This is a genomic window from Psychrobacter nivimaris (genome assembly GCF_904846365.1).
In the GTDB taxonomy this organism is placed as follows: Bacteria; Pseudomonadota; Gammaproteobacteria; order Pseudomonadales; family Moraxellaceae; genus Psychrobacter; species Psychrobacter nivimaris_B.
In genome coordinates, this window is the sequence record NZ_CAJHAL010000022.1 from 34918 (window position 1) to 57147 (window position 22230).

A 22230-nucleotide genomic window follows, 5' to 3' on the forward strand; every position below is an offset into this window, starting at 1 on the left:
TGATGATTTGATAAATTCTTTATAGACTAGGCTTTATCTTTCATAATCCAAGCAACCAAGTCAGCAAAGTGATCAAATGCCTCAGTCGGATTTAATTCGCGAATATCTTGGCCGTAGTTATAACCATAAGACAGGCCGAGCGTGTCCATATTGGCGTTCTGTCCAGCCAACATATCGTTTCTAGAGTCTCCAATCATCACTGCTTGCTCGACACTGATATTGAGAGTCTCACAGACATGCAGTAGGGGCGCTGGATCTGGTTTTTTGACAGATAAACTGTCGCCGCCCATCACTTCGCTAAACAAATCTTGCCAGCCAAACGACTGCAATATCTTCGGTACAAATCGAATGGGTTTATTAGTGACTAAAGCAAGCGTATAGCCAGCAGCGTGCAGTCGTTTTAGTCCGTCATCGACACCTGGATAGGCAACGGTTTTGCTACCACTAAGATTCTTATAAGCCTCAAAAAATATTTGCTCTGCATGATCGGCTTCCTCAACCGTTAGCTCGCCATCTGCTACTTCCACTTTACCAACCAAAGCGCGCTCTACGAGCAGGCGTGAACCATTTCCTATCCAATTGCGTATCGTCTCGATAGGGTAGGTGTCTTTACCCAATGTGGTTAGCATGGCGTTGGTTGCGTCGGCTAAATCAGGTACGCTATCAATGAGTGTTCCATCAAAATCAAAAATTAAAAGCTGCTTATTCATTATTCCTCACTATTGGAAATCGTTATATTTATTATGTTGAGCATACCTTAGCACAGTAGCGTTTTGAGACCAGTCAATTTAGTTACCTGTTGTGCTTAATGTCTTGAGCAAATGTCTTGAGCATTAGCAACTATTCGACATCTTTATAGCGTTCACGATGCTCTTTCTTCATTCTTAAATAATCTTCGTTCTCTCGGCACTCATCCCATTTAACTTTAAAGATTCGTGCGGATTCTGCTTTGACTGGATCTTCCTCTTGTCGTGGCAACTCTTCGCGGCCATGAGCGCCGCTTTGACCTTTCTTATCATCAGGTACTGCGCCTTTATATTTTTTACCACCTTTATGATTGGCATAGCGACGAGCGCGAGTATAGCCCATTTGTATAAACTTGCGTGCCATATCTGCGCCGACGAAGTCATCGTCAGCCAAGTAATCTAAAAACATCTGATAGATAGCTTCACTACTCTCGCGGGCGATATCGGGAGTCGCAAAACGCCAATGAGGTAAAATCTCAGACTTATAAGGCTCTATCAGTAATACGCCTTGTTCACCGCGACCAACACGGTACAACTCAGGCTGAGCGCGCAAATCCAAACTCTTATAATCCAAGTCGTAATCAAACTCTCTCATATGTATGACCTATTATTTTTATCTAGCGTAGATGGTTATTGAGTATACTTAGCCAAGCTGTTTAGAAAAAAGCACAAAAATGTTATGCAACCGTGACAGTAGGTATTTAGCATTAGAAGCGATGAGCGAAAATGGTTATGGTAAGGTTAGCTGTGAGAGGTATGAAGACTATGAGTATGATAAATACAATGCTACGAGAGATGTTATGTTGAGAAATAAGATAAGTGTAAATGAGCTCAGCCGTTTGCGATTACCCAAAAATATACTGGTGGCATGGCTATTGCTAACGACAAGTGTGCTAGCCAATACGACTGCCCATAGCGCGTGGTTTGAACGTTTGATTCCGCAAGGGGAGACTTATACGGTACGCGAGATAGATCGCGATTTGGCATTTGTGATAGATGGCTTTATCTATGATGCACGCACGTCTTGTTTTTTGGCAGTAGGCGACCGAGTGATATTTTTTGAAGGGCGTCACGGTATTGATTACCGCGCAACTATATACGACTTGGATTCGCGTGAGCGCTGTAATTTACTCTTACGTGGTCGGTTGTACGAATAGTGGTCGGCTCTACGAATAAGAACAATGCATGAATAGAATAAACGCTAAAGAATACGGTAAAATTCAAACATAAAAAAAGCCCCGAACATTGCTGTTCAGGGCTTTTTAGAATTCTATTAACGAATGGTGGCTCGAGGCAGGATCGAACTGCCGACACACGGATTTTCAATCCGTTGCTCTACCTACTGAGCTATCGAGCCGTCTTCGTTGAGGCGCTATTAAACTAAATATAGGCTCAGCTGTCAAGCAATTTTTGCATTTTATCGAATAAAAGGCGATAAATAATTAGATATTGGCAAAATTAACCGTTTTATCGCTCAGTTTAGTCTTTTACACGTAACAGTTCGTACTCACTCATGATACGGTGAATATCAGCGTCAGCAGGGACAAATTCACGTACGCCTTTTCTAACTTCGCAATCATAGACCAGTTTAATAAACTTGGCATCGATAGCACGTTTACGGTTCTCTGGATGCACCGTGAGATATTGTAGGCGTTTAGCATTGGTCTGCCCATCATCGAAGCAGGCGACCGCAGCGATAGGCTTATCATTGAACATCCCGACATAGAGGTACTGTCCACGTTTAAACCCTTGCTCAACGATATTTAATACCTCGAGACCGTCAGGCTGTGCATCATCACTATCGTACAACGCTTGCAAGCGCTCTGCTAGCTCATTGTCGCGAACAGGTTTTTTGATAAGTGGCGCATCCAAACTATTAATGGCGATCGCTTCTAAAGGCATAGCAGTTCCTATAAATAGAGGGTTTCTACAGTATAAATTAGCAATATGAGACAGCACGATGTCATAGCGTGCAGTGCCGTAAGTAAGGGTCTTCAAAGTCAGCGCGAGTCATGATTGATAATACTGAACACACTATTTTAGCAGAATGACGTGATTTTGTGCGTGGTTTACCGCTTGGTCGTGGCAGTAAATGTTAGGGTTTGCTATGATGAGGCTATATAATATTTAGTATGTATAAACCCTAATATGTTGATATCTTTTGTATATATCATTTTCTGCTAAGGTCTGACCCAGACAATAGTAAAATATTTTGGGCAGGTTTTTGCCTTATTTATTGACCGCTTTTCACTGATAAAAACTGATAGAGAGTAGCCATGACAGCCAATGCAACGACGACTGCTGCCACACCTGAGCAAACTGAGTCAAAAAACGTAAATCTATATGGTCGCCCTGAACGTATCGCGACCGTTGAGCGTATCACTGCCGAAACGCAAATCACCTGTACCGTTAATTTAGATGGTACAGGTAAAGGTACGGTAGACACTGGTGTGCCATTTTTGGATCATATGATTGATCAAATCAAGCGTCACGGTTTGTTTGACTTAGATATCAAATGTACCGGTGATACGTTTATTGATGACCATCATAGCGTTGAAGACACTGGTATTACCCTTGGCCAAGCGTTCAATAAAGCATTGGGTGACAAGAAAGGCATTCGTCGTTATGGGCATTTCTATGCGCCGCTAGATGAGTCATTGACCCGTGCTGTCGTCGATCTGTCAGGGCGTCCTGGTTTGCATATGGACATTCCTTTTACACGTTCGCACGTCGGCCGTTTCGATGTGGATTTATTCAGTGAGTTCTTTTACGGATTCGTCAATCACTCGTGGATGACCGTGCATTTGGACAATCTAAAAGGCAAAAACAGCCATCATCAGATCGAATCAACCTTTAAAGCCTTTGCTCGTGCGTTACGTATGGCCTGTGAGTACGATGAGCGTGCGTTGAACACCTTGCCATCGACCAAAGAGGCGTTTTAATGGCTAAAGTGACGAAAGTAGCACTATTAGATTATGGTATGGGCAACCTGCACTCTGCTAGCAAGGCCCTATCGGTAGTCGGGGCAGAAGTCTCTATCACCAATGATCCAAAAGTCGTTGCGGCGGCTGATAAAATCGTTTTCCCTGGTGTGGGTGCGATGCGTGATTGTATCGCTGGCATGCATGAAGCAGGCATTGATGAGGTCATACGCCATGCAGTGTTTAACAAGCCCGTTATGGCCATCTGTGTGGGCATGCAGGCGTTGTTTGAGCAGTCAGCTGAAAATGGTGGCACGGACTGCCTAGGCATCTTAAACGGCACTGTAGAAGCGTTTGACCCTACGTGGAAAGACAAGCAGGGCGCAACGATAAAAGTACCGCATATGGGCTGGAATACCATTAGCGGTATGGATTTTGACCATCCGCTATGGCACGGTATCGAAGACAATGCGCACTTTTACTTTGTGCATAGTTATTACTGTGATCCTGCTGATAGCTCACAAGTAGCGGCGGTATGTGACTATGGTCAACCGTTCTGCGCCAGTGTGATCCAAGACAATCTATTTGCTACCCAGTTCCATCCAGAAAAGAGCCATACTGCTGGCTTGCAACTGCTCAAAAACTTCGTAGAGTGGAATGTGTAAGTAGTTGATCAACGTGAAGTGAATATTTAATTTAGTAGAAGGTAGATTATCAATTGTATAATCTGCCTTTTTTATGCTCAGCCATCACTTTGTAGCTGCCATTCTTTAGCTATTATAGTTTAGCCATCATGGTTTAGTGATACGCTCAGTTATTTTCTACTCGCTTATATTTGGAATATCTCAGTGGATTTTACTGCCTTTAAAATGAATGTTATGGAAACAACGGGCCTTGCTAAAGATGCCTTACATATCTATGTCGGTGTTGGTGTTTATCTGCTGTGTCTGGTTGCGCTGCGTCCTATTATCAAAAGCCAAGGTATTCGGTCATTTATCGCATTGATCGTCGTAACTTGCATTGCGCTGTTGGGTGAGTATTTGGATAATCGAGATACGATTGAATCGCTTGGCTTGGCAGGCTTGAGCCGTGATCAAATACTCGCAAGTATCCGTGATTTGATTAATACGTGTATGCTGCCATATGTGCTCTTTGCGCTGAATAAGTGGACGACTATCTTTCGACCAACCAATAAATCGACTTCATTGACCAAGCGCCATAAAAAAACGGACTATTAATTAGTCCGTTTTTTCGTTTTGCTATTTGAATTTATAATTCTAGTAGCTCATCTTATTTTTTGGCCTCATCATACAGCTCACGTACGACTTCACCAATGGCCTTAATGCCATCAGTTAGCGTCTGCTCGTCAGCCGCGATACTCATACGAATACACTCGTGCGCATGCTGATAATCGCTAACGTCGACACCGGGGAAGAAGTACTCGCTTGGCACAATCAAGGTGCCTTTTTCTTTGAGGCGCTCGTACAGCTCAAGGGTGCTAATCGGCAAGTCTTTAAACCATAGCCATAAGAATATCGCGCCTTCAGGTTTATGAATGACCAACGGATAGTCGCCCAAGGCTTCTTTCAACAGCTTCACGGCAAGGGTCGCCTGCTTTTGATAAAACGGCTTGATGTCGTTATCAGATAATTGCTTTATACGATCGTTTTCTACCAATGGCGTGGCAATCGCCGCACCAAAGCGTGTCGGCGCTAGGTTAACCACTGCATTCATCGCGCTGACCGCTTCGATTACTTTAGCATCAGCCACGATAATACCCGTACGCATACCGGGCAAGCCAATTTTCGATAGGCTAAAGCAAAGAATCGTATTATTATCCCAATTCAGGTGTGCGTCAGAGTAAATGATATTGGGGAAAGGCATACCGTAGGCATTATCAATGATGAGAGGTATGTCATAACGTTTGGCAATCTCAGCCAAATGCGCCATTTCGTCATCAGTTAGCACGTTACCAGTTGGATTGGTCGGACGTGAGCAGCAAATCGCGCCGATACGACCTTCTTTTAGTGCTGGCAAGTTCTCTAATGCGTCAAAATCCACACGATATTTAAAGAAGCCTTCCTCGCCATCATGAGTCACTTCATCGATATGCGGTAATACGGCGGTGAAATGCTGACCTTCCACATGCACATCGCTATAGCCAATATACTCAGGGGTCAGTGGCAATAGAATGGACTTGTCGACAGACTGGTTCTTTTCATCTTGACTGTTTTCATCAACGAAAGCGCCGCCAAACAGATTAAACAAATAGAAGAACGCATTCTGTGAGCCATTGGTCAGGGCGATGTTTTCTGAGGTGAGGTTCCAATCATAATGACGGTTAAAGAAGCCAACCAACGCATCGATAAAGGCGGCATCACCTTGTGGATTAGAGTAGTTCGCCATGCTGATAATCGCGCTACTATTGGCTTCGCCTGCATCATTATCAACACCCAGCGCCTTATAGGTTTCCAAAAATAACTCATTAACGGCATCAATTTTGGCAGGGTTACCACCGCCCAGCATATTGACAGGCTGATCGCTTTTTAGCGCATCGCCCAGATCATCCATCAATTGTGAGATGCCAGTGGGCTGGGTAAATTTTTGACCGAACTTTGAGAATTTCATAAGGCTACCATGCTGTTTGGGAGGGTGTTAATGAGGTATAGGCACGCATACCCCTAATGACAATATGGGCGTTAGTATAGCAAATAGACAGTTTTAAACGAGTTGGAATCGTAAAATAAACTATTGCTAAATCATCGCCCGTACCCTTGCCATAATCCCGCGCCCAATCACCAATCTTACATAAATAATGGCAATGGCAAACAGCAAGACGACTAACGCGGCACCGCCAATCGCCAAGCTCGTCCACGGCACACTAAATTGTAAATTAAACCACTGCGTGATAGCCGCCCATGCGCCAACGCTAGCGATAACCACGGCAAAGGTCGCCGCGCTAATCCCAAGCACGCCCAACTCTAGGATATTGAGCATATATAGGTCACGCTTTTGCATACCGAGCAGTCTAAATGACGCGCTATCTTTCATGCGATCTTGTGAAGTGGACAGCAGCGAGCTGATCAGCACCATGACGCCAGTGAGTAGAGCAAGCAAGGTAAACACATAGACCAAGCGGCTCATTTGTACCACCAGCTCTTGGATTTGCTTCGCAATAGCCGTCCCATCAATCGTAGTGACAGCAGGGAACTCGCGTACCAGTTTGCCTTGCAGTTCTGGAATGGCACTCTCTGACACATGTGCAGTAGCAAATTGAATCTGCGGGGCAGCGGACAGCACGGACGGCTCAAACAAGAAGTAGAAATACGGGCTTGGGCCACGCTCATAGCGCGTGCGAATACTGGTGATCTGCCCGATAATTTCGATACCTTGAATGTTAAAGCGCACCTGATCGCCCATACCGACATTGAGCATACCTGCGGCAGTGTCCAAGATAGATAAAGGTTTGATTTGCTCATTTGTCGCATCGATAGGGGTATATAGCGCGTCGTCTGTGAGCGATTCAGTGATGTATTCTGTCTCCATGACCGTATCGGCATAGCTCAAGTTAAAGACACGCGTAGGATCATCAAAGCCATCAGCAGGCTCGATATCTTTTGCCGCTACATCATTTGCTGTCTCCACACGCGCACGAATGACGGGATAATAAGTGACGGGCGCCTCAATGATCGCATCAATATCGTTATGCTGATCGCTCTGCACATCGAGCAAAAATAAATTGGGCGCGTCTTCAGGATAGGCATTGATAAACTGCGCATTGATACTGTGATTGAGTGTGGTGATAAGCGTCAGCACCGCCACCGATAGTGATAAGGTGACAAAGAACAACGCTGATTGGTTGCCTTTACGCGCAAGGTTATGGATGGCAATACGCTGCATCCAACTGACCTTAGTATTGCTTGCCAACTTGTTAAGCAGCCAGAGCCACCCACGCGCCAATAGCCAAAATATCGCCACAAAGCCAATCAAGCTGCCCAATAGCTGTGGGCCTAATGACAGTGAGCCAACTTCATAAGCAAAGAAAGCATACAGTCCTGCCAGCACCAAGCCATACCATAGTAACGGTACGCGTCGATACCAAGGCAAGTTTTGTGCTTGCGTGCTCGCCCCTTGATTGAGTAGGGTAGCCGGTTTGGTTGTGTTAAGCGCGCTGAGACCACGCTGCGCAATCAGTAGCGTCAGGGCTAAAGCAATCACAATAGTTTTGATAGCACTGATTGGATTTATGGCTAGACCCACATCGGCAGGTAAGATAGCCACCAGATACGGCTGGCCTATTTTGAGCAAGCCCAGACTCAGGGCAACTGCTGCGATACAAGCAATGACAGTCGTGACTATAAGTAGCTGATAGTAGCTACGTTTGAGTGAGCCAAGCGGTTCGCCTAACGCCAAGCGAATGGCGTTATTGGACTGCTGCTTGCTGACAAAGGCGCTAATGACGCCGTACATGGCGACCGCAGATAGTAGCAACACCGCGATGACTAGTAGCTTTAAGAACATCAGCACATTATCAGAGATGCGCGAGACAGAAGTATCTGCGGACTCTGCATCAGAGAGCTCGATATCGGGATAACTGGTCAGTATACCTGTGAGCTTTTTACGCTGCGTGCTTATCAGCTCTGGGTCACCTGCCATTTCAATACGATAGTTTATGCGGCTGCGCTGACCCAATAGATTGGTCGATTCTAACGCATCTTGTTTCATTAAGACACGTCCGCCAAAACCAAAGGCGGTCAAAGGTCTGTCAGGCTCTTTGGTCAGCACATCACTGATCGTAAACTGCGCATCGCCAATGTCGATACGGTCGCCGACACTAGCATTTAGGCTACTGAGCACTTCTGGGGCGACCACGATATTGTCAGCAGTTAGTTGCTCCCACAGCGGCTTTCCTGAGGCAAGCTCAGCGGTACCGTACAAAGGGTAAGACGGTGTGACGGCTTTGACGCTGGCAAGCAAAGTTTGCTCATCGGTGACGAGCATGGCACTAAACTGATAATCATATACGATCTGCGTATCGGGAATCGTTTCTACTTGCGCTAGTACCTCGCTTGGCCAGTCTTGCTTACTGTTTAAAATCAAATCCCCACCAACGAGTGCGCGCTGATTGTCATTGATATAACGATCGACAGACTGCTGCACAGAGTCGAGGGTTAGGTAGGTTGCAAGTGACAAGGTCAATGTGAGTAGAAACAACACTGGATACACCCAGCGCTGCCACCAGCTACGGCTGAGTGCTTGCGAGCCTAGTGTTTTGGTGAAAAGTTGATTGAGGATACCGCTAGAATAACTGGTCTCTTGACGCATACTGGTATCAGTCTTTTTTATATCAGTCGATGTGTTGTCTGTCAGCTTTTCATTCATGTCGGTACAATCCGTCCGTCATGCATGGTGATGACGCGATCTGCCATCTCGGCAAGCGCAGGATCGTGAGTCACGACCACCAGTGCCGAGCCAACCTGCTGGCGTAAGTCCAATAACAACTGCATGACTTGATCGGCATTTTGCTCATCCAAATTACCCGTTGGCTCATCGGCAAAGACAATTTTAGGATGCGATACTAGCGCTCGTGCCACCGCTGTACGCTGCTGCTCACCACCAGATAACTGATTGGGTAAGCTGTGACGGCGATGACCCAAATCAACCGCATCGATCAGCTCGTGGACTCTTGCTGGGTTTGGACGCCTTGCGATATCAAGAGGAAAGGCGATGTTTTCGGCGACAGTTAGGGTCGGCAGTAGATGAAATGACTGAAAGACAAAGCCCATATCACGCTGTCGAATGACCGCAAGTGAGTCTTCATCAAGACTGCTGAGCGTTTGATCTGCCAGCGACACCGTACCACTATCGGGATAGTCTAGTGCTGCGAGCAATCCTAGTAAGGTGGATTTGCCCGAGCCTGATTTACCCATAATGACCACAAACTCGCCAGCGTTGACGTATATATCGACGTCCTTGATGATAGACAATTTTTGCTCACCGACTTGCACGGTTTTGTTTAGCTGTGAGGCAGTCAGTAGGGCTGGTGTCTTAGCGTCTGCTTGTGGCGTTGCTGTGGCAGTCGAAGATGATGATGTCATTACCGTGTCTCGTTAAATGGTCTCGTTAAGTAGTCTCATTTGGCGTATTTTTTGTCGTTTCGGCTTGAACGGTTTCAGCCGTATTCTCTGTATCGGTTGTTTTTAGCTCTTTTAACTCATTTAATTTAGGCTCTAGAATAGGTAAGATATTGTCATTGACGATGATGGTGTAGCCTTCTTTGGTTGGGTGAATGGCATCTGCTTGGTTGAGCTCAGCCTCACCGCCGACACCCTCCAAAAAGAATGGTATCAGAGGAACGCTCATGTCTTTCGCGACGCGAGGATAAATGTCTGAGAACGCGGCAACGTAGTCATCGCCCAAGTTATCATAGATCGACATCCCGCCCAAAATGACGACACTGCCATTGTCTTGCAAACGTTTAACAGCCGTACGGATATTGGCTTCAATTGTCGCCACATCGATACCACGTATCGCATCGTTAGCACCGATGGTCAATATAGTGATGTCGGGTTTGGTTTGCGACACCCAGTCCAATCGATTGACCAATCCCGTACTGGTTTCACCGCTTAGACCTGAGTTGATAACCTTGGCATTAGCGTAGCCCATCTCTTGCAGACGATCTTCTAACTGAGCAGGATAGTTGTCGTCTTTGTCCACTCCCAGACCTTCTGTCAGGGAGTCACCAAGCGCTAAAATAGTAAGTGATGAGGATTTGACCTGTTGATCAGTTGTTGCTGCGGTTTCAGCTGCTACTGGAGCAGTGCTGGCTTGACTGTTAGTCGCTTCAGTACTGGTACTCTGCGTATCAGTAGCAGATGTGGTTTCAGCATCTTTCTGACAGCCACTGATAGCCATTACAGCTGCGAGCATGGCGATAGCAGGCAAGGGCTGAGCAAAACGAGAAGGGAAATTCATCATGGGTGTTATGTCCTATATGCAATCAAACCAAGGTATAGTCAAATCCTATCTAAATCAGATACGGTATCAGTCGGATGAATCGTCAGGCTCGCTCAGTCTACTATTGGTAGTACTGTCACTCACCTTCCTTTTATCCAGATTATATTGAGTATCCAGCTTATATTAAGTATCCAGCTTATATTAAGTATCTAAGTTATATTGAACTGACTATAGCAAAATAAGACAGTGACCTATATTGCCCTAAGGTTAATTTAAAGCCGCTTTATTGCGCGTTAGCAATTATGGCCTTATGAATAACAAAGGCTTATAGCAATCAAATATATTTGCCATCGACCATCACTGGACGACTAACAAGCCAAGCAATCACGACGTTGACAATCATCAGTATCAACATAATAAAAAGCGGCATACTCCAGCTCCCAGTCATTTCATGCAGCCAGCCTGTACCCAATGGGCCAAAAAACGCAATGACGTAACCAACTGCTTGAGCCATACCAGACAGCTCACTTGCCTGATTGGTCGTATAAGTACGCATAGAGAACAGCATCATGCTTAAGGTAAAAATTGCTGAACAGCCCATGCCCATCATGCCTGACCATAGCCATGCCAAGTCAGTCGATAGATAGCTGACACCCAATATACCAACGACATTTAGCACAGCGGCGAACACTGCTAGCGCTTGAATAGGGCGGCCGCGATTGACTAGCCAAGTTAAACTTAAGATAGAAACTGGTGCCATAAACTGGAATACAGAACCCATCTGTCCAGCACTGACGGCAGATAGTCCCTTACTAACCCAAATCGATGGTAAAAAACTGGCGACGGTATAAAACAATAATGACTGTAATCCCATAAAAATAGCAATCTGCCACGCAAAGGTGGTTCGCCACATGGAAATATCAGAAGAACCTAACGCCGCAGGGATAACTGCTTGATGATTGGACGAACCCAAACGTACACGTAAGAACAGCCAAATCACGAAAGCAAACACACCTAGTATCGTCCAACCACCTAATGCCCACTGCCAACCTACTTGCTCCGATAGCGGTAATACGACGCCTGCGACGATACCTGCTGCTGTGGTCATCGTTAAACTGAACAACCCTGTAATCAACGGAATATGTTGTGGGGTACGCTGCTTAATGACCGGTGCTGCTAAAGTATTAGCGAAGCCGATGGCGAGGGTAAGTAGCAAAGTACCAATTAAAAACCCACTCCACGTCGGGATAGCGGTACGGGTAATCATCCCTACCGTTAACAGCCCAATCATGGCAATCAGTGTGTTTTCTAGTCCGAATCGCTTACCAATTGCTGGGGAAATCAGCGCACCAACGGCAAAGCTCAGCATAGGCACTGCTCCTAGCCAGCCTATCTGAAATTCAGAGATATCAAGCGCGTCTTTTACCACTGGAGCGATAGAACCTAGCGCGACGATAGGCGCACGCATATTGGTTGCTAGCAGAATCATGGCACACAGTACCAACCAAAAGGTAAAGCGTGAGGAGGGCAGGCTAGATGAAGCAGATAGATTGGACGAGGTAGACATAGCAGCACAACGATGACAGCGAAAAAGAACACGTTATTAAACAGCGCCAAGAAATTGCCGCTTATAAAATAACACCAGAGAGCATTTACCCAGACACGTACCTAAACGGTAATCGATATCTTAAATGAGACCGAAAAATATATGTAGCGCGTAAGACATACAATTTGCTTAACTGACTTTGCTAAATTGGCAGGCAGGTTAGTCAAGATATATGTGTGGTTACTTCGAGTTACGGCTTTAGAATCGTGATGATAAGAGATGGCGGTAATAAGGAATCTTAAATAAGCAGCCTTATCGCACAATAAAAATAGCGCCAAGTCACTTCTGAATGACTTGACGCTATTATAAGAACATATGTCAGGTAAATGCTACCAGCGTATGGTAACCAAAGGCTATTAAACCGATTTACCCAATTGAGCAGCTCTTAATGCATTCTCTTGCTGTTCAGCGATTAATGAATCGCACTTATTGGGATCATTACCACAAAACGAGCAATTTTCGTCGCCCATCAATTTGGCAACACCGCCACAAGATCCTCTAAGCGGCTTTTTTTTGACCATATAACCGACGCCCATAAAAATAAAGAATAGGACAAATACGGTGAAAGTAATGGCAAGCATAGGAAGCAGTTGGCTAAGCATAGAGGAAACCTCATTTTAAAAAATAGGGCAGTTATTAGTAGTGTTGTCTAAGTTCATGGAAGCTAAGCACCGTTAATAACAACTGTATAATAGTATAGCAAATTTTAGTGCGGCTCGTTGAGCGTTAACGTATTCTCTTGTTTCACATCTATCACTTACCAGTGGCTTTTAGAGTGTGCCATCTAGAGCTTGGAGAACGTTTAAAGCTTTTTATCAGCACGTAATGCTTTCATCGCTGGGGTCTGTACCACCTGCCAGTCGTCAATATCATCATCAGCAGCTTCGTTGGACATATCATCAGAACCTTTTGCCTTTACATCGTCAGCTAGTACCACAAACATGGCCGCCAGATTTTGCGTTTTAGCGAGGTCTAGTGCTTTGTGATAAGGCATCGCGGTAAGGGCAGTTGCCCACGCATCCGCTAATGCAACCGAATCAGCTGCGACAGTGACTGAAGGTGCGCCGCCTGCAATAGGGTTGCCCGTTGTCGGGTCGATAGTATGGCTATAGCGTTTGCCATCGAATATGACGGAGTTGCGATAGTTGCCAGAGGTCGCCAGATGCATTTGGCTAGCCGTATTCTTTGGCTGGCGAATAGCAGATATGGTCTGACGTTCGCTGACAGTACTGCCTTCAATAGGAGCGTCAATGGCAATTTGCCATGGCTGCTGTTGGTTATTCACACCAGAGGTGGCAATCTCACCGCCGATCTCAACCATATAATTACGAATTTGATAATCATCTCTCAGTACGTCAGCGATGACATCGACGCCATAACCTTTGGCCACAGCAGAGAAATCTAAACCAACGCCGTCTTTGGTTTTATAGATGGTGTCATCTTTCTTTATGATGCTCTCAAAATCGACCAATGCTTTTGCTTGCGCAATCTCAACGGCGGTCGGTGGACTTTGTAGGCGCTCGACTGTCATGGTACTTCCAAAGCCCCATGTATTTACGAGTGGCATAACAGTAGGGTCAAAGGCACCGCCAGATTGCTGATAGACAATTTTCGAGACATCTAGCACACGACTAAAATCAGCATCGATAGTGATAGGTTTGTCTTTGCCCAAACGATTGAATGTAGATATCGTTGAGTCATTTTGATAAGTAGACATGCTATCGTTAATTTGTTTTAGACGCTCGTCTACCGCAGCTTGTATGGCAGCTTCGTCCGCATCATCAGGCAACTGATAGCTAATATGATAGCTCGTTCCCATCGTCTCACCGATCAGATAGTTATAGTCTGGGGTTTGCTGGCAAGCACTGAGACCTAAAGTACTAGCAAGGCCAAGGACTCCAACTAGGGTAAGGTGCAGAGGTTTTTTGGAAGATAAGCTGGATATAGTGTTTTTCATAATATTTTCGGTATGGCGTAGAAATGAGTAGGGTGTAAAACAAGCCACGCTTATTTTACACCCCTTGAACCCAAAAATACTAATGAAGGCACCATTCAGCGACAATTCGTTCGGTTGAGTGGATTATTTTACTTGTGACTCACGTATGAGCTTATAGAGTTTTGGCGGAGAGACGCGGTTGACCCGTGTTGCCAGTTTTTCTTTGCGACCAGCGACGATAATATATTCTTCTTCCTTGGCGAGCGCCTTCACAACTTGTTTAGCAAACTCAGTCGCAGTTAGACCATTATTGGTGGCCTCATCCATCGTACCTTGTGCGCTACCATCGCCAGTCAATGCATTGATAGAGATGTTGGTCTGAATAAACCCGGGGAATATCGTGGCTACTTCGATACCTTGGTCATGTAGCTCAGCGCGCAAGCTATTTGCCCACATATGCAGTGCCGCCTTGGCTGCTCCATAAGCGCCGCGATATTGTGTACCCAACAAACCTGCCACACTTGAAACCATTACTACTTTGCCGCCGCCTTGAGCGATCATATCAGGCAACGCAAGTCTGGTAAGATGCGTTTGGGCAAAATAATCTATTTCCATGATTTGGCGTTCAACTTCTTCAGCCGTGTCCATGATGAGCGAACGCTGACTGATACCAGCATTATTGATGAGCCAGTCGATTTTTCCTGCCTGAGCTTTAGCAGTAGCATAAGCGTCTTTGGTTTGATTGGCATCACTAATATCAAAAGGAACAACGATATGCTTGTTAGCGCGTTTGCAGCTGTTTTTGACCACCTCTAACTTATCGCTGTCACGTCCACTTAGAATAATCCTAGCTCCGCGTTTGGCGAAGGCAACGGCTAATGCTTGTCCAATACCACTAGAAGCACCTGTAATCCAAATGGTCAAATCTTTGTATTTCGTTTTCATAAGAGTCCTTTCTCAATGTTTAGATAGTTCATAATATAGGATAATAAGGCTACTCTACTAGCTAGATTTGTAGCCTACAAAGCCACGACTATGTGTAAGAATCGCACAAAAAAAGAGCCTCAATTGAGACTCTTTTTTATATTCTTAAACTTACTTTGCTAGATTAATTATCTAACTTAACCACCGAAATCATCAAGCATGATGTTTTCGTCTTCCACGCCCATGCTGTGTAGCATGTCGATTACGGCCGCGTTCATCATCGGTGGCCCACACATGTAATATTCACAGTCTTCTGGGTTTGGATGATCTTTCAGATAGTTTTCGAGCAATACGTTATGGATAAAGCCTGTTGGACCTTCCCAGTTATCTTCTGGTAATGGGTCAGACAGTGCAACATGCCACTCGAAATTATCGAACTCTTCTTCTAGCTGATCATAGTCTTCAACGTAGAACATCTCACGAATAGAACGAGCACCATACCAGAAGCTAATCTTACGATCTGTTTTCAAGCGTTTGAGCTGATCAAAGATATGTGAGCGCATTGGGGCCATACCAGCACCACCACCGACAAAGATCATTTCAGCTTCAGTTTTCTTGGCAAAGAACTCACCATAAGGACCTGAAACCGTCACTTTGTCACCAGGTACTAAGCTAAATACCCATGAAGACATTTTGCCTGGTGGAATACCGTCAGGACCACGTGGCGGTGGACTTGCGATACGGATGTTAAACTTGATGAGGCCTTTCTCTTCAGGATAGTTGGCCATTGAGTAAGCACGGATAACAGGCTCATCAACTTTTGAGACATAGTTGAAGATACCGAATTTTTCCCAGTCTTCTCTATACTCTTCATCAACCACAAAGTCTTTGTAGTGCACTTCATGCGGTGGCGCTTCCAACTGTACATAACCACCAGCGCGGAAGTTTACTTCTTCGCCTTCTGGAATTTTTAGTACCAGCTCTTTAATGAAAGTGGCAACGTTATCGTTAGAGATAACTTCACATTCCCATTTCTGTACGTCAAAGAACTCAGGGTCAATCTCAATTTTCATGTCTTGCTTAACAGCTACCTGACAAGCTAAGCGCATATGATTGCGGATTTCACCTTGAGTAAAGTAGCCTTCTTCGGTGGGCAAAATAGAACCACCACCTTCAATAACGCGGCAACGACACTGCGCACAAGTACCACCACCACCACAAGCTGAAGATAAAAATATACCTTCGCCCGCTAGCGTTTGTAGTAGTTTGCCGCCAGCTGGTGTCACCACATCATTATCGGGATTATCATTAATATGGATAGTGACATCGCCTGAACTGACCAGTCTTGAGCGCGCCGCCAAAATAATAGCGACAAGGCCCATGATGATCAAGGTAAACATAGCAACGCCACCAATCGCCGTAGCGTAATCCATGGTAGGTATCCTTAATCTATGGGGTAGGGGTGAGGGGGCATAATCTATGCTGTACCCAAACCTCTACCGAATAAATGAATTAAATAAGTCAAATAGCTAATGAAAGCTTTGAGCTTAGCGGTTTAGATGGACATACCACCGAACGACATAAAGCCGAGCGACATAAGACCAACCGTGATAAAAGTAATACCAAGACCACGCAGCGGTGCTGGAATATCTGAGTATTTTAGCTTTTCACGGATACCCGCCAATGCTGTAATAGCAAGTGCCCAACCGAAGCCTGCACCCACACCATAGACAACAGATTCACCAAAGTTATAGTCACGCTCAACCATAAATAATACACCACCTAAGATGGCACAGTTTACGGTGATTAGTGGTAAGAATACCCCAAGTGCGTTATATAGACTCGGTACAAACTTGTCCAAGAACATCTCTAGGATCTGTACGGTGGCTGCAATCAAACCGATATAACTTAGCAATCCTAAGAAGCTCAAGTCGATATCAGGGAAACCTGCCCATGCCAGCGCACCATCTTTTAGGATGAACTGGAATAGTAAATTGTTTAGTGGAACGGTAATTGCCATTACGACAACGACCGCAACACCTAGACCAATCGCTGTAGAGACTTTTTTGGATACGGCCAAAAAAGTACACATGCCTAAGAAGTAGGCAAGCGCCATGTTCTCAATAAAGACTGAGGTTATAAATAAACTAACATAATGTCCCATTAGTGACCGCCTCCATGTGCCATGCCTTTAGACTGCGGCTTCATTACAAACTCAGCTTCTTCAACTTGTTCTGGTTTCCAGATACGGACAACAGCGATGAACAAACCAATGATAAAGAACGCTGATGGTGGTAACAGTAATAGACCGTTTGGTATGTACCAACCGCCATCAGTGACTGGCTGTAGAATCGTAATACCGAACCAAGTACCAGCACCCAATAGCTCACGGATAGTTGCAACGAATAGTAATACTGCTGAGTAACCAAGACCGTTACCAATACCGTCTAAAAAGCTTGGGATTGGTGGGTTGCTCATAGCAAATGCTTCAGCACGGCCCATAACGATACAGTTCGTGATGATCAAACCAACGAAAACTGACAAACCTTTACTGACGTCATAAGCAACTGCTTTTAGTACCTGATCAACCAAGATAACCAACGAAGCAATAATCGTCATCTGTACGATGATACGAATGCTTGATGGAATCTGCTTACGGATAATCGAGATAAAGAAGCTTGAAAATGCCGTTACCAAAGTCAATGCCACACACATGACCATAGCGTTAGCCATGCTGGTGGTAACAGCCAATGCCGAACAGATACCAAGGATCTGTAGGGCAATTGGGTTATTATCAAAGATAGGCGTGGTTAAAATGCTTTTAGTGTCAGCCATGTTATGCCTCCTTGCCGTTTGCTACTGGTAGCTTGGCTGCCAATTCGGTTTTAGGTTGAGCTGCCGGCTTTGATTGATTTGCTTGCGTGTCTGCACCTTCAACCGTTTGGCCGCTCTTTTCGCGTAGCGTATCTAGATAAGGCTTATAACCTTGCTCACCTAACCAAAACTGAATCATGTTGCTGACGCCGCGGCTAGTCAATGTCGCACCGCTGATGCCATCAACCCAGTTTTCTTTTGGGTTACCAGCTTTGGTTACACCAGTGGCAACGTTACCATTCTCGTCATAAGACTCGATACCGCTCCACTTTGCACGCCATTCTGGCTCTTCGATACGAGCGCCAAGACCTGGGGTTTCTTTATGCTCATAGAAACTGATACCTTTGATGGTATTCATATCACTTTCGAGCGTTAAGAAACCATAGATAGTGCCCCATAGACCGTAGCCCTGAATTGGCAGTACAACCGTTTCGGGCTGACCTGCGTCATCATTTTTGACATAGACTTTGGCATATTTTGGCTTACGACCAATACCAGCAGGATCGTTGTCACCCAAGTCTTCACTTAGAGCTTGGTTTTTTGTCGCTTGACTGGCGTCATAAGCATTACGATCAGGGATGCCAGCAGTTTTTAGCGCATCGTCATCGAGATAAGTACCTTCGTTTAGATCAATGATTTTTACTTCAAAATCTTTAAAACGTTCGGCGACATCATCTGCTGTATCAGACTCAGCGTCATACATATCAGCCGCGACTAAGATGTTTTTGTTGCGATCTAAACGTGCGTTTTCGACTTGTGCAGGCTTTAGACCAACAGCCACTGCTGAGACCAACACTGAACACACCAAGCATAGCGTCAAAGCCACACTGATGGTTTTCGCGTTATTACTTTTGGGCTTGGACATAGCGAACCCTCCGAGCGGTTTGGCGTTTGATATTTGCTTGAGTCACAAAGTAATCAAACAATGGAGCAAATAAGTTGGCGAATAGAATGGCCAGCATGATACCTTCTGGGAAAGCAGGGTTGATGACGCGAATCAATACGGTCATAAAACCAATCAAGATACCGTAAGCCCAGCGGCCTTTGTTTGTATGCGCAGCTGATACTGGATCAGTTGCCATAAATACAGCACCGAAAGCAAAGCCACCGATAACTAAGTGCCAGTAGAACGGCAAGCTCATCATCATGTTGTCTTCAGAGCCAATCATGTTGAACACAAGAGACGTAGCAATCAGACCGACCACACAACCTGCCATAATGCGCCAAGAAGCAATACGCGTCCATAGCAACACTGCAGCACCCATTAGGATGGCTAGTGTCGATACTTCACCAATACTACCTTGCATGTTGCCTAAGAATGCATCACTCCACGTGATGGCATTACCATAGACGTCGACGAAGTCCTGAGGAACCACACCAAGGGCTGCAAGGCCAAGAGGGGTTGCACCTGAGAAACCATCTACTGCCGTCCATACTGAGTCACCAGACATATAGGCTGGATAAGCAAAGTATAAGAATGCACGACCCGATAGGGCAGGGTTAAGGAAGTTTTTACCGGTACCACCGAACACTTCTTTTGCGACGACTACACCAAAGATAATACCCAAGGCAACTTGCCATAAAGGAATATCTGGTGGTAGACATAGCGCAAACAGAACCGAAGTTACAAAGAAACCTTCGTTAACCTCATGCCCGCGTACGACCGCGAAGATAATCTCACAGAGAATACCAACAGCAAAAGTGACGATATAGATAGGTAAAAACTGCATGGCCCCGTAAACGAAGCTTGCCCAGATACTGTCTGGGTTATAGCCTGCCATGCTAGTGATGACAGTACGCCAGCCTTCAGGCTGCAGACCAAGCTGGGCGATAGCCGTCAGTGCTTGATGACCGATGTTGTACATACCCCAAAACATCGCTGGGAACGTACATAGCCATACCGTAATCATAATACGCTTTAGGTCGATCCCGTCGCGTACATGTGATGAGGCAAATGTCGTTGTACCTGGTTGACGCAGAAACGTATCAAACATCTCAAAAATGGCATAGTACTTTTCGTGTTTGCCGCCTTTGGTGAAAGATGGCTCCATACGATCGAACATATTGTGTAAAAATTTCATCGTGGTTAGCCCTCCAGCTCAATGCGCGTTAAATTATCACGCAAAATATCACCAAACTCATATTTGCCAGGAGATACAAAGGTGCATAGTGCCAAGTCTTCTTCATCCAATTCAAGAACGCCCAAATCTACAGCACTAATAATGTCTTCGACAATCAATGCACGCAGTAACTGAGTGGGTAGGTAATCTTGCGGCATGACTTCTTCATAGACACCGATTGGTACCATCGCTCGCGGTGAGCCATTGCTGGTCGTGGTGAAATTGTATTTTTTACCACCAAAGAACTGCGAAATATAGATAGGCAATTTTGAAAAGCGGTTTTTACCTGGGCTAAAGAAATGAAACGCTGGGCGCTCATGACCTTCAGTCAGTACACTGATCTGGTTGTGAAAACGACCCAGATAAGCGATATTGTCAAATACTTTGCGACCGGACAACACTGAACCTGAAATAATTCGGTTCTCGCCAGCAGCAAGCTTGCCTTTGGTTAATGCCGTAATATCAGCACCGCGCTCGGTTGCAACCAAATGCGGGTTGGTAACCGCAGGACCAGCTAGGCTCAGCATACGGCGAGTATATAGACGACCTGTCGTAAACAGCTTACCAATCGCGATCACGTCTTGATAGCCAACTGTCCACACGGTCACACCGCGCATAATCGGATGCAAAAAGTGAATGTGCGTACCAGCAAGACCAGCTGGATGTTTTCCAGTAAAACCATGATACTCAGTGACATTATCCGCAGCAGTTTTTGCAACTGGCGTCAGTTTGGCATCACCATGATGACAGACAAAGGTCTTTGGCGTGAGCGTAGACAGTACAGCAAGGCCATCATTGAACGCTTGTAGCTGCTCATTGATCACCAGCATTGGGTCAAGCGCTAATGGGTTGGTATCTGTCGCTGTGACAAAGATAGCGTGTGGACGAGCACCGATTTCTGGTGCGCGGCTATAGGGACGCGTGCGAAACGCTGTCCATTCGCCAGAGGCAATCAGTTGGGTTTCAACGACTTCAGAGTCTAGGTCAGCAAGCTGCTGTGAGTCATAGCGCTCAAAGTCTACTTCTTCACCATTTGGGTCGACCGCAATCACAAGACTCTCAAACACTCGACGCTCGCCACGTTTAACAGCGACGACCTTACCGGCAGCAGGGGCAGTGTAGATGACGCCGACACGTTTTTTATCTTCAAAAACGGGCTGACCTTTGGCTACAATGTCACCTTCTTTGACATTCATTGTAGGTTTCATACCCACATAGTCATAGCCGACAAGTGCTACATGTGTCGGTTGGTGCTCAGATATCTCGCGGGAGGGTTCACCGGTAATGGGCAAATCCAAACCTTTTTTGATGGTAATCATAAGCGAAAACTTAGTCCATAGTCTAAAACGATACCAGACATCCTGTTTGGTATATCGGTAGCATGAACGTTTGTATCACTCAACAAAGCCTTCAATCGTCTATTTCCTTTATAGTGAAATAGGGATGAAAGCTCTGTGAAGACAATACATGATCATAACTACTAGTAAGAGTATTAACGCTGACCTTAGACTCCTTAACAACACGTTAATGTCTTATTCGAATTACCAAAGTGGCGACTGGCTACCAAGGTGTATGCTAAAACCGCTTCATCGAAATCAATCACTACAGCACATGGCTAAAAGAGACTGGTTTAAATACAAATGGCTTTATCACACGTTTCATTGAAATTTAAAACTTGTAACACCAGTATGTTTGACCATCTCTCGCTCACTAATACCGTCTAAAAGTATTCGATAGAATAAGAGTGTGGCCAAATAACGATCTATTAAGGTAGATGATATACTGGTTAAAAGACAAACTAGCTAAGCAACTGATAAGCAAACTTCACTTATTATAAGCTGCTATAGTTTTAATCGTAACGGTTTTAATATAGTTAGCTAGTGATAGGGGCTTGCAAGACATCTAATTAAGGTTAAATACCGCAGAATCGATGGTTTAGAGACTATTGGTTGAGATTTTTCAGATAGCCCTTTTTAGCAATTTCTTGGCCAATATTTTATTGGCGTATTGAGCGATTGCTCGATCCATCCTGATCACCATGCTGTATTAGTGAGTTGTAACAACTCAACAAAAAGCGTAACACATGGTTACTATCACATAGAAACAAATAAAAATTTACCTAGGATTATACGCTAAATTGACCTAA

General features: G+C 45.2%; 21 protein-coding genes and 1 tRNA gene. 4 read left to right on the forward strand and 18 right to left on the reverse strand.

The window, feature by feature from the left end; genetic code table 11:
- Positions 1 to 26: 26 nt before the first annotated feature.
- Together JMX63_RS09865 and JMX63_RS09870 are read right to left on the reverse strand one after the other, a co-directional pair.
- Positions 27 to 710: a phosphoglycolate phosphatase gene (locus JMX63_RS09865; RefSeq protein WP_201572202.1), complete on the reverse strand. Its 684-nt coding sequence runs from the start codon at positions 708 to 710 to the stop codon at positions 27 to 29.
- A gap of 130 nt (positions 711 to 840) precedes the next feature.
- A complete protein-coding gene (locus JMX63_RS09870; protein ID WP_201572203.1) occupies positions 841 to 1341 on the reverse strand; it encodes a DUF4385 domain-containing protein in 501 nt (166 codons plus the stop codon).
- Between the two features lie 79 nt (positions 1342 to 1420).
- On the opposite strand from JMX63_RS09870, the gene JMX63_RS09875 reads away from it, so the two are divergent.
- Entirely contained in the window at positions 1421 to 1903 is a 483-nt protein-coding gene (locus JMX63_RS09875; protein ID WP_201572204.1) for a hypothetical protein, read from the forward strand.
- 124 nt (positions 1904 to 2027) lie between these two features.
- Here JMX63_RS09875 and JMX63_RS09880 read toward each other — a convergent pair.
- Positions 2028 to 2103: transfer RNA gene (locus tag JMX63_RS09880), tRNA-Phe, on the reverse strand.
- Between the two features lie 122 nt (positions 2104 to 2225).
- Positions 2226 to 2648: a hypothetical protein gene (locus JMX63_RS09885; RefSeq protein ID WP_134292672.1), complete on the reverse strand. Its 423-nt coding sequence runs from the start codon at positions 2646 to 2648 to the stop codon at positions 2226 to 2228.
- Positions 2649 to 3022: 374 nt separating this feature from the next.
- On the opposite strand from JMX63_RS09885, the gene hisB reads away from it, so the two are divergent.
- The 3 genes from hisB to JMX63_RS09900 all read left to right on the forward strand — a co-directional run bounded on the left by hisB (position 3023) and on the right by JMX63_RS09900 (position 4905).
- Complete coding sequence (gene hisB / locus JMX63_RS09890; protein ID WP_220455963.1) at positions 3023 to 3688, forward strand: imidazoleglycerol-phosphate dehydratase HisB; 666 nt, start codon at positions 3023 to 3025, stop codon at positions 3686 to 3688.
- Positions 3688 to 4332 carry an imidazole glycerol phosphate synthase subunit HisH gene (gene hisH, locus JMX63_RS09895; protein WP_134292671.1) on the forward strand — a complete coding sequence of 215 codons (645 nt, stop codon included), beginning with the start codon at positions 3688 to 3690 and terminating at the stop codon, positions 4330 to 4332. Before hisB ends, hisH begins: the two co-directional genes overlap by 1 nt.
- 213 nt (positions 4333 to 4545) lie before the next feature.
- Complete coding sequence (locus JMX63_RS09900; RefSeq protein ID WP_227543697.1) at positions 4546 to 4905, forward strand: hypothetical protein; 360 nt, start codon at positions 4546 to 4548, stop codon at positions 4903 to 4905.
- Positions 4906 to 4957: 52 nt separating this feature from the next.
- On the opposite strand, the gene JMX63_RS09905 is transcribed toward JMX63_RS09900, so the two are convergent.
- The 14 genes from JMX63_RS09905 to JMX63_RS09970 all read right to left on the reverse strand — a co-directional run bounded on the left by JMX63_RS09905 (position 4958) and on the right by JMX63_RS09970 (position 21403).
- Positions 4958 to 6295: a valine--pyruvate transaminase gene (locus JMX63_RS09905; RefSeq protein WP_134292669.1), complete on the reverse strand. Its 1338-nt coding sequence runs from the start codon at positions 6293 to 6295 to the stop codon at positions 4958 to 4960.
- A 126-nt stretch (positions 6296 to 6421) separates the two neighbouring features.
- The gene (locus JMX63_RS09910) at positions 6422 to 9049 is read right to left on the reverse strand and encodes an ABC transporter permease (RefSeq protein WP_227673309.1); all 2628 of its coding nucleotides are present in this window, start codon (positions 9047 to 9049) and stop codon (positions 6422 to 6424) included.
- Complete coding sequence (locus JMX63_RS09915) at positions 9046 to 9765, reverse strand: ABC transporter ATP-binding protein (protein WP_201572205.1); 720 nt, start codon at positions 9763 to 9765, stop codon at positions 9046 to 9048. Before JMX63_RS09915 ends, JMX63_RS09910 begins: the two co-directional genes overlap by 4 nt.
- 25 nt (positions 9766 to 9790) lie before the next feature.
- A complete protein-coding gene (locus tag JMX63_RS09920) occupies positions 9791 to 10645 on the reverse strand; it encodes an arylesterase (RefSeq protein WP_201572207.1) in 855 nt (284 codons plus the stop codon).
- A 313-nt stretch (positions 10646 to 10958) separates the two neighbouring features.
- Positions 10959 to 12191 (reverse strand): MFS transporter, encoded by a 1233-nt coding sequence (locus JMX63_RS09925; protein ID WP_201572209.1) that lies wholly within the window; start codon positions 12189 to 12191, stop codon positions 10959 to 10961.
- A gap of 395 nt (positions 12192 to 12586) precedes the next feature.
- Positions 12587 to 12832, reverse strand: coding sequence for a (Na+)-NQR maturation NqrM (nqrM, locus tag JMX63_RS09930; RefSeq protein ID WP_057762175.1), 246 nt, complete (start codon positions 12830 to 12832; stop codon positions 12587 to 12589).
- A 200-nt stretch (positions 12833 to 13032) separates the two neighbouring features.
- Positions 13033 to 14187 (reverse strand): FAD:protein FMN transferase, encoded by a 1155-nt coding sequence (locus tag JMX63_RS09935; protein ID WP_201572211.1) that lies wholly within the window; start codon positions 14185 to 14187, stop codon positions 13033 to 13035.
- Between the two features lie 123 nt (positions 14188 to 14310).
- Positions 14311 to 15111, reverse strand: a complete 801-nt coding sequence (locus tag JMX63_RS09940) for an SDR family oxidoreductase (RefSeq protein WP_201572213.1) — start codon at positions 15109 to 15111, stop codon at positions 14311 to 14313.
- 176 nt (positions 15112 to 15287) lie between these two features.
- Complete coding sequence (nqrF, locus tag JMX63_RS09945; protein WP_201572215.1) at positions 15288 to 16523, reverse strand: NADH:ubiquinone reductase (Na(+)-transporting) subunit F; 1236 nt, start codon at positions 16521 to 16523, stop codon at positions 15288 to 15290.
- Positions 16524 to 16645: 122 nt separating this feature from the next.
- A complete protein-coding gene (gene nqrE / locus JMX63_RS09950) occupies positions 16646 to 17254 on the reverse strand; it encodes an NADH:ubiquinone reductase (Na(+)-transporting) subunit E (RefSeq protein ID WP_011281361.1) in 609 nt (202 codons plus the stop codon).
- On the reverse strand, positions 17254 to 17925 hold the full coding sequence (locus JMX63_RS09955; RefSeq protein WP_057762168.1) for an NADH:ubiquinone reductase (Na(+)-transporting) subunit D: 672 nt from the start codon (positions 17923 to 17925) through the stop codon (positions 17254 to 17256). Before JMX63_RS09955 ends, nqrE begins: the two co-directional genes overlap by 1 nt.
- A 1-nt stretch (position 17926) precedes the next feature.
- A complete protein-coding gene (locus JMX63_RS09960) occupies positions 17927 to 18829 on the reverse strand; it encodes a Na(+)-translocating NADH-quinone reductase subunit C (RefSeq protein ID WP_057762167.1) in 903 nt (300 codons plus the stop codon).
- Positions 18810 to 20045 (reverse strand): NADH:ubiquinone reductase (Na(+)-transporting) subunit B, encoded by a 1236-nt coding sequence (locus JMX63_RS09965; protein ID WP_201572216.1) that lies wholly within the window; start codon positions 20043 to 20045, stop codon positions 18810 to 18812. Before JMX63_RS09965 ends, JMX63_RS09960 begins: the two co-directional genes overlap by 20 nt.
- Before the next feature lie 5 nt (positions 20046 to 20050).
- Positions 20051 to 21403 carry a Na(+)-translocating NADH-quinone reductase subunit A gene (locus JMX63_RS09970; RefSeq protein ID WP_201572217.1) on the reverse strand — a complete coding sequence of 451 codons (1353 nt, stop codon included), beginning with the start codon at positions 21401 to 21403 and terminating at the stop codon, positions 20051 to 20053.
- Positions 21404 to 22230 lie beyond the last annotated feature (827 nt).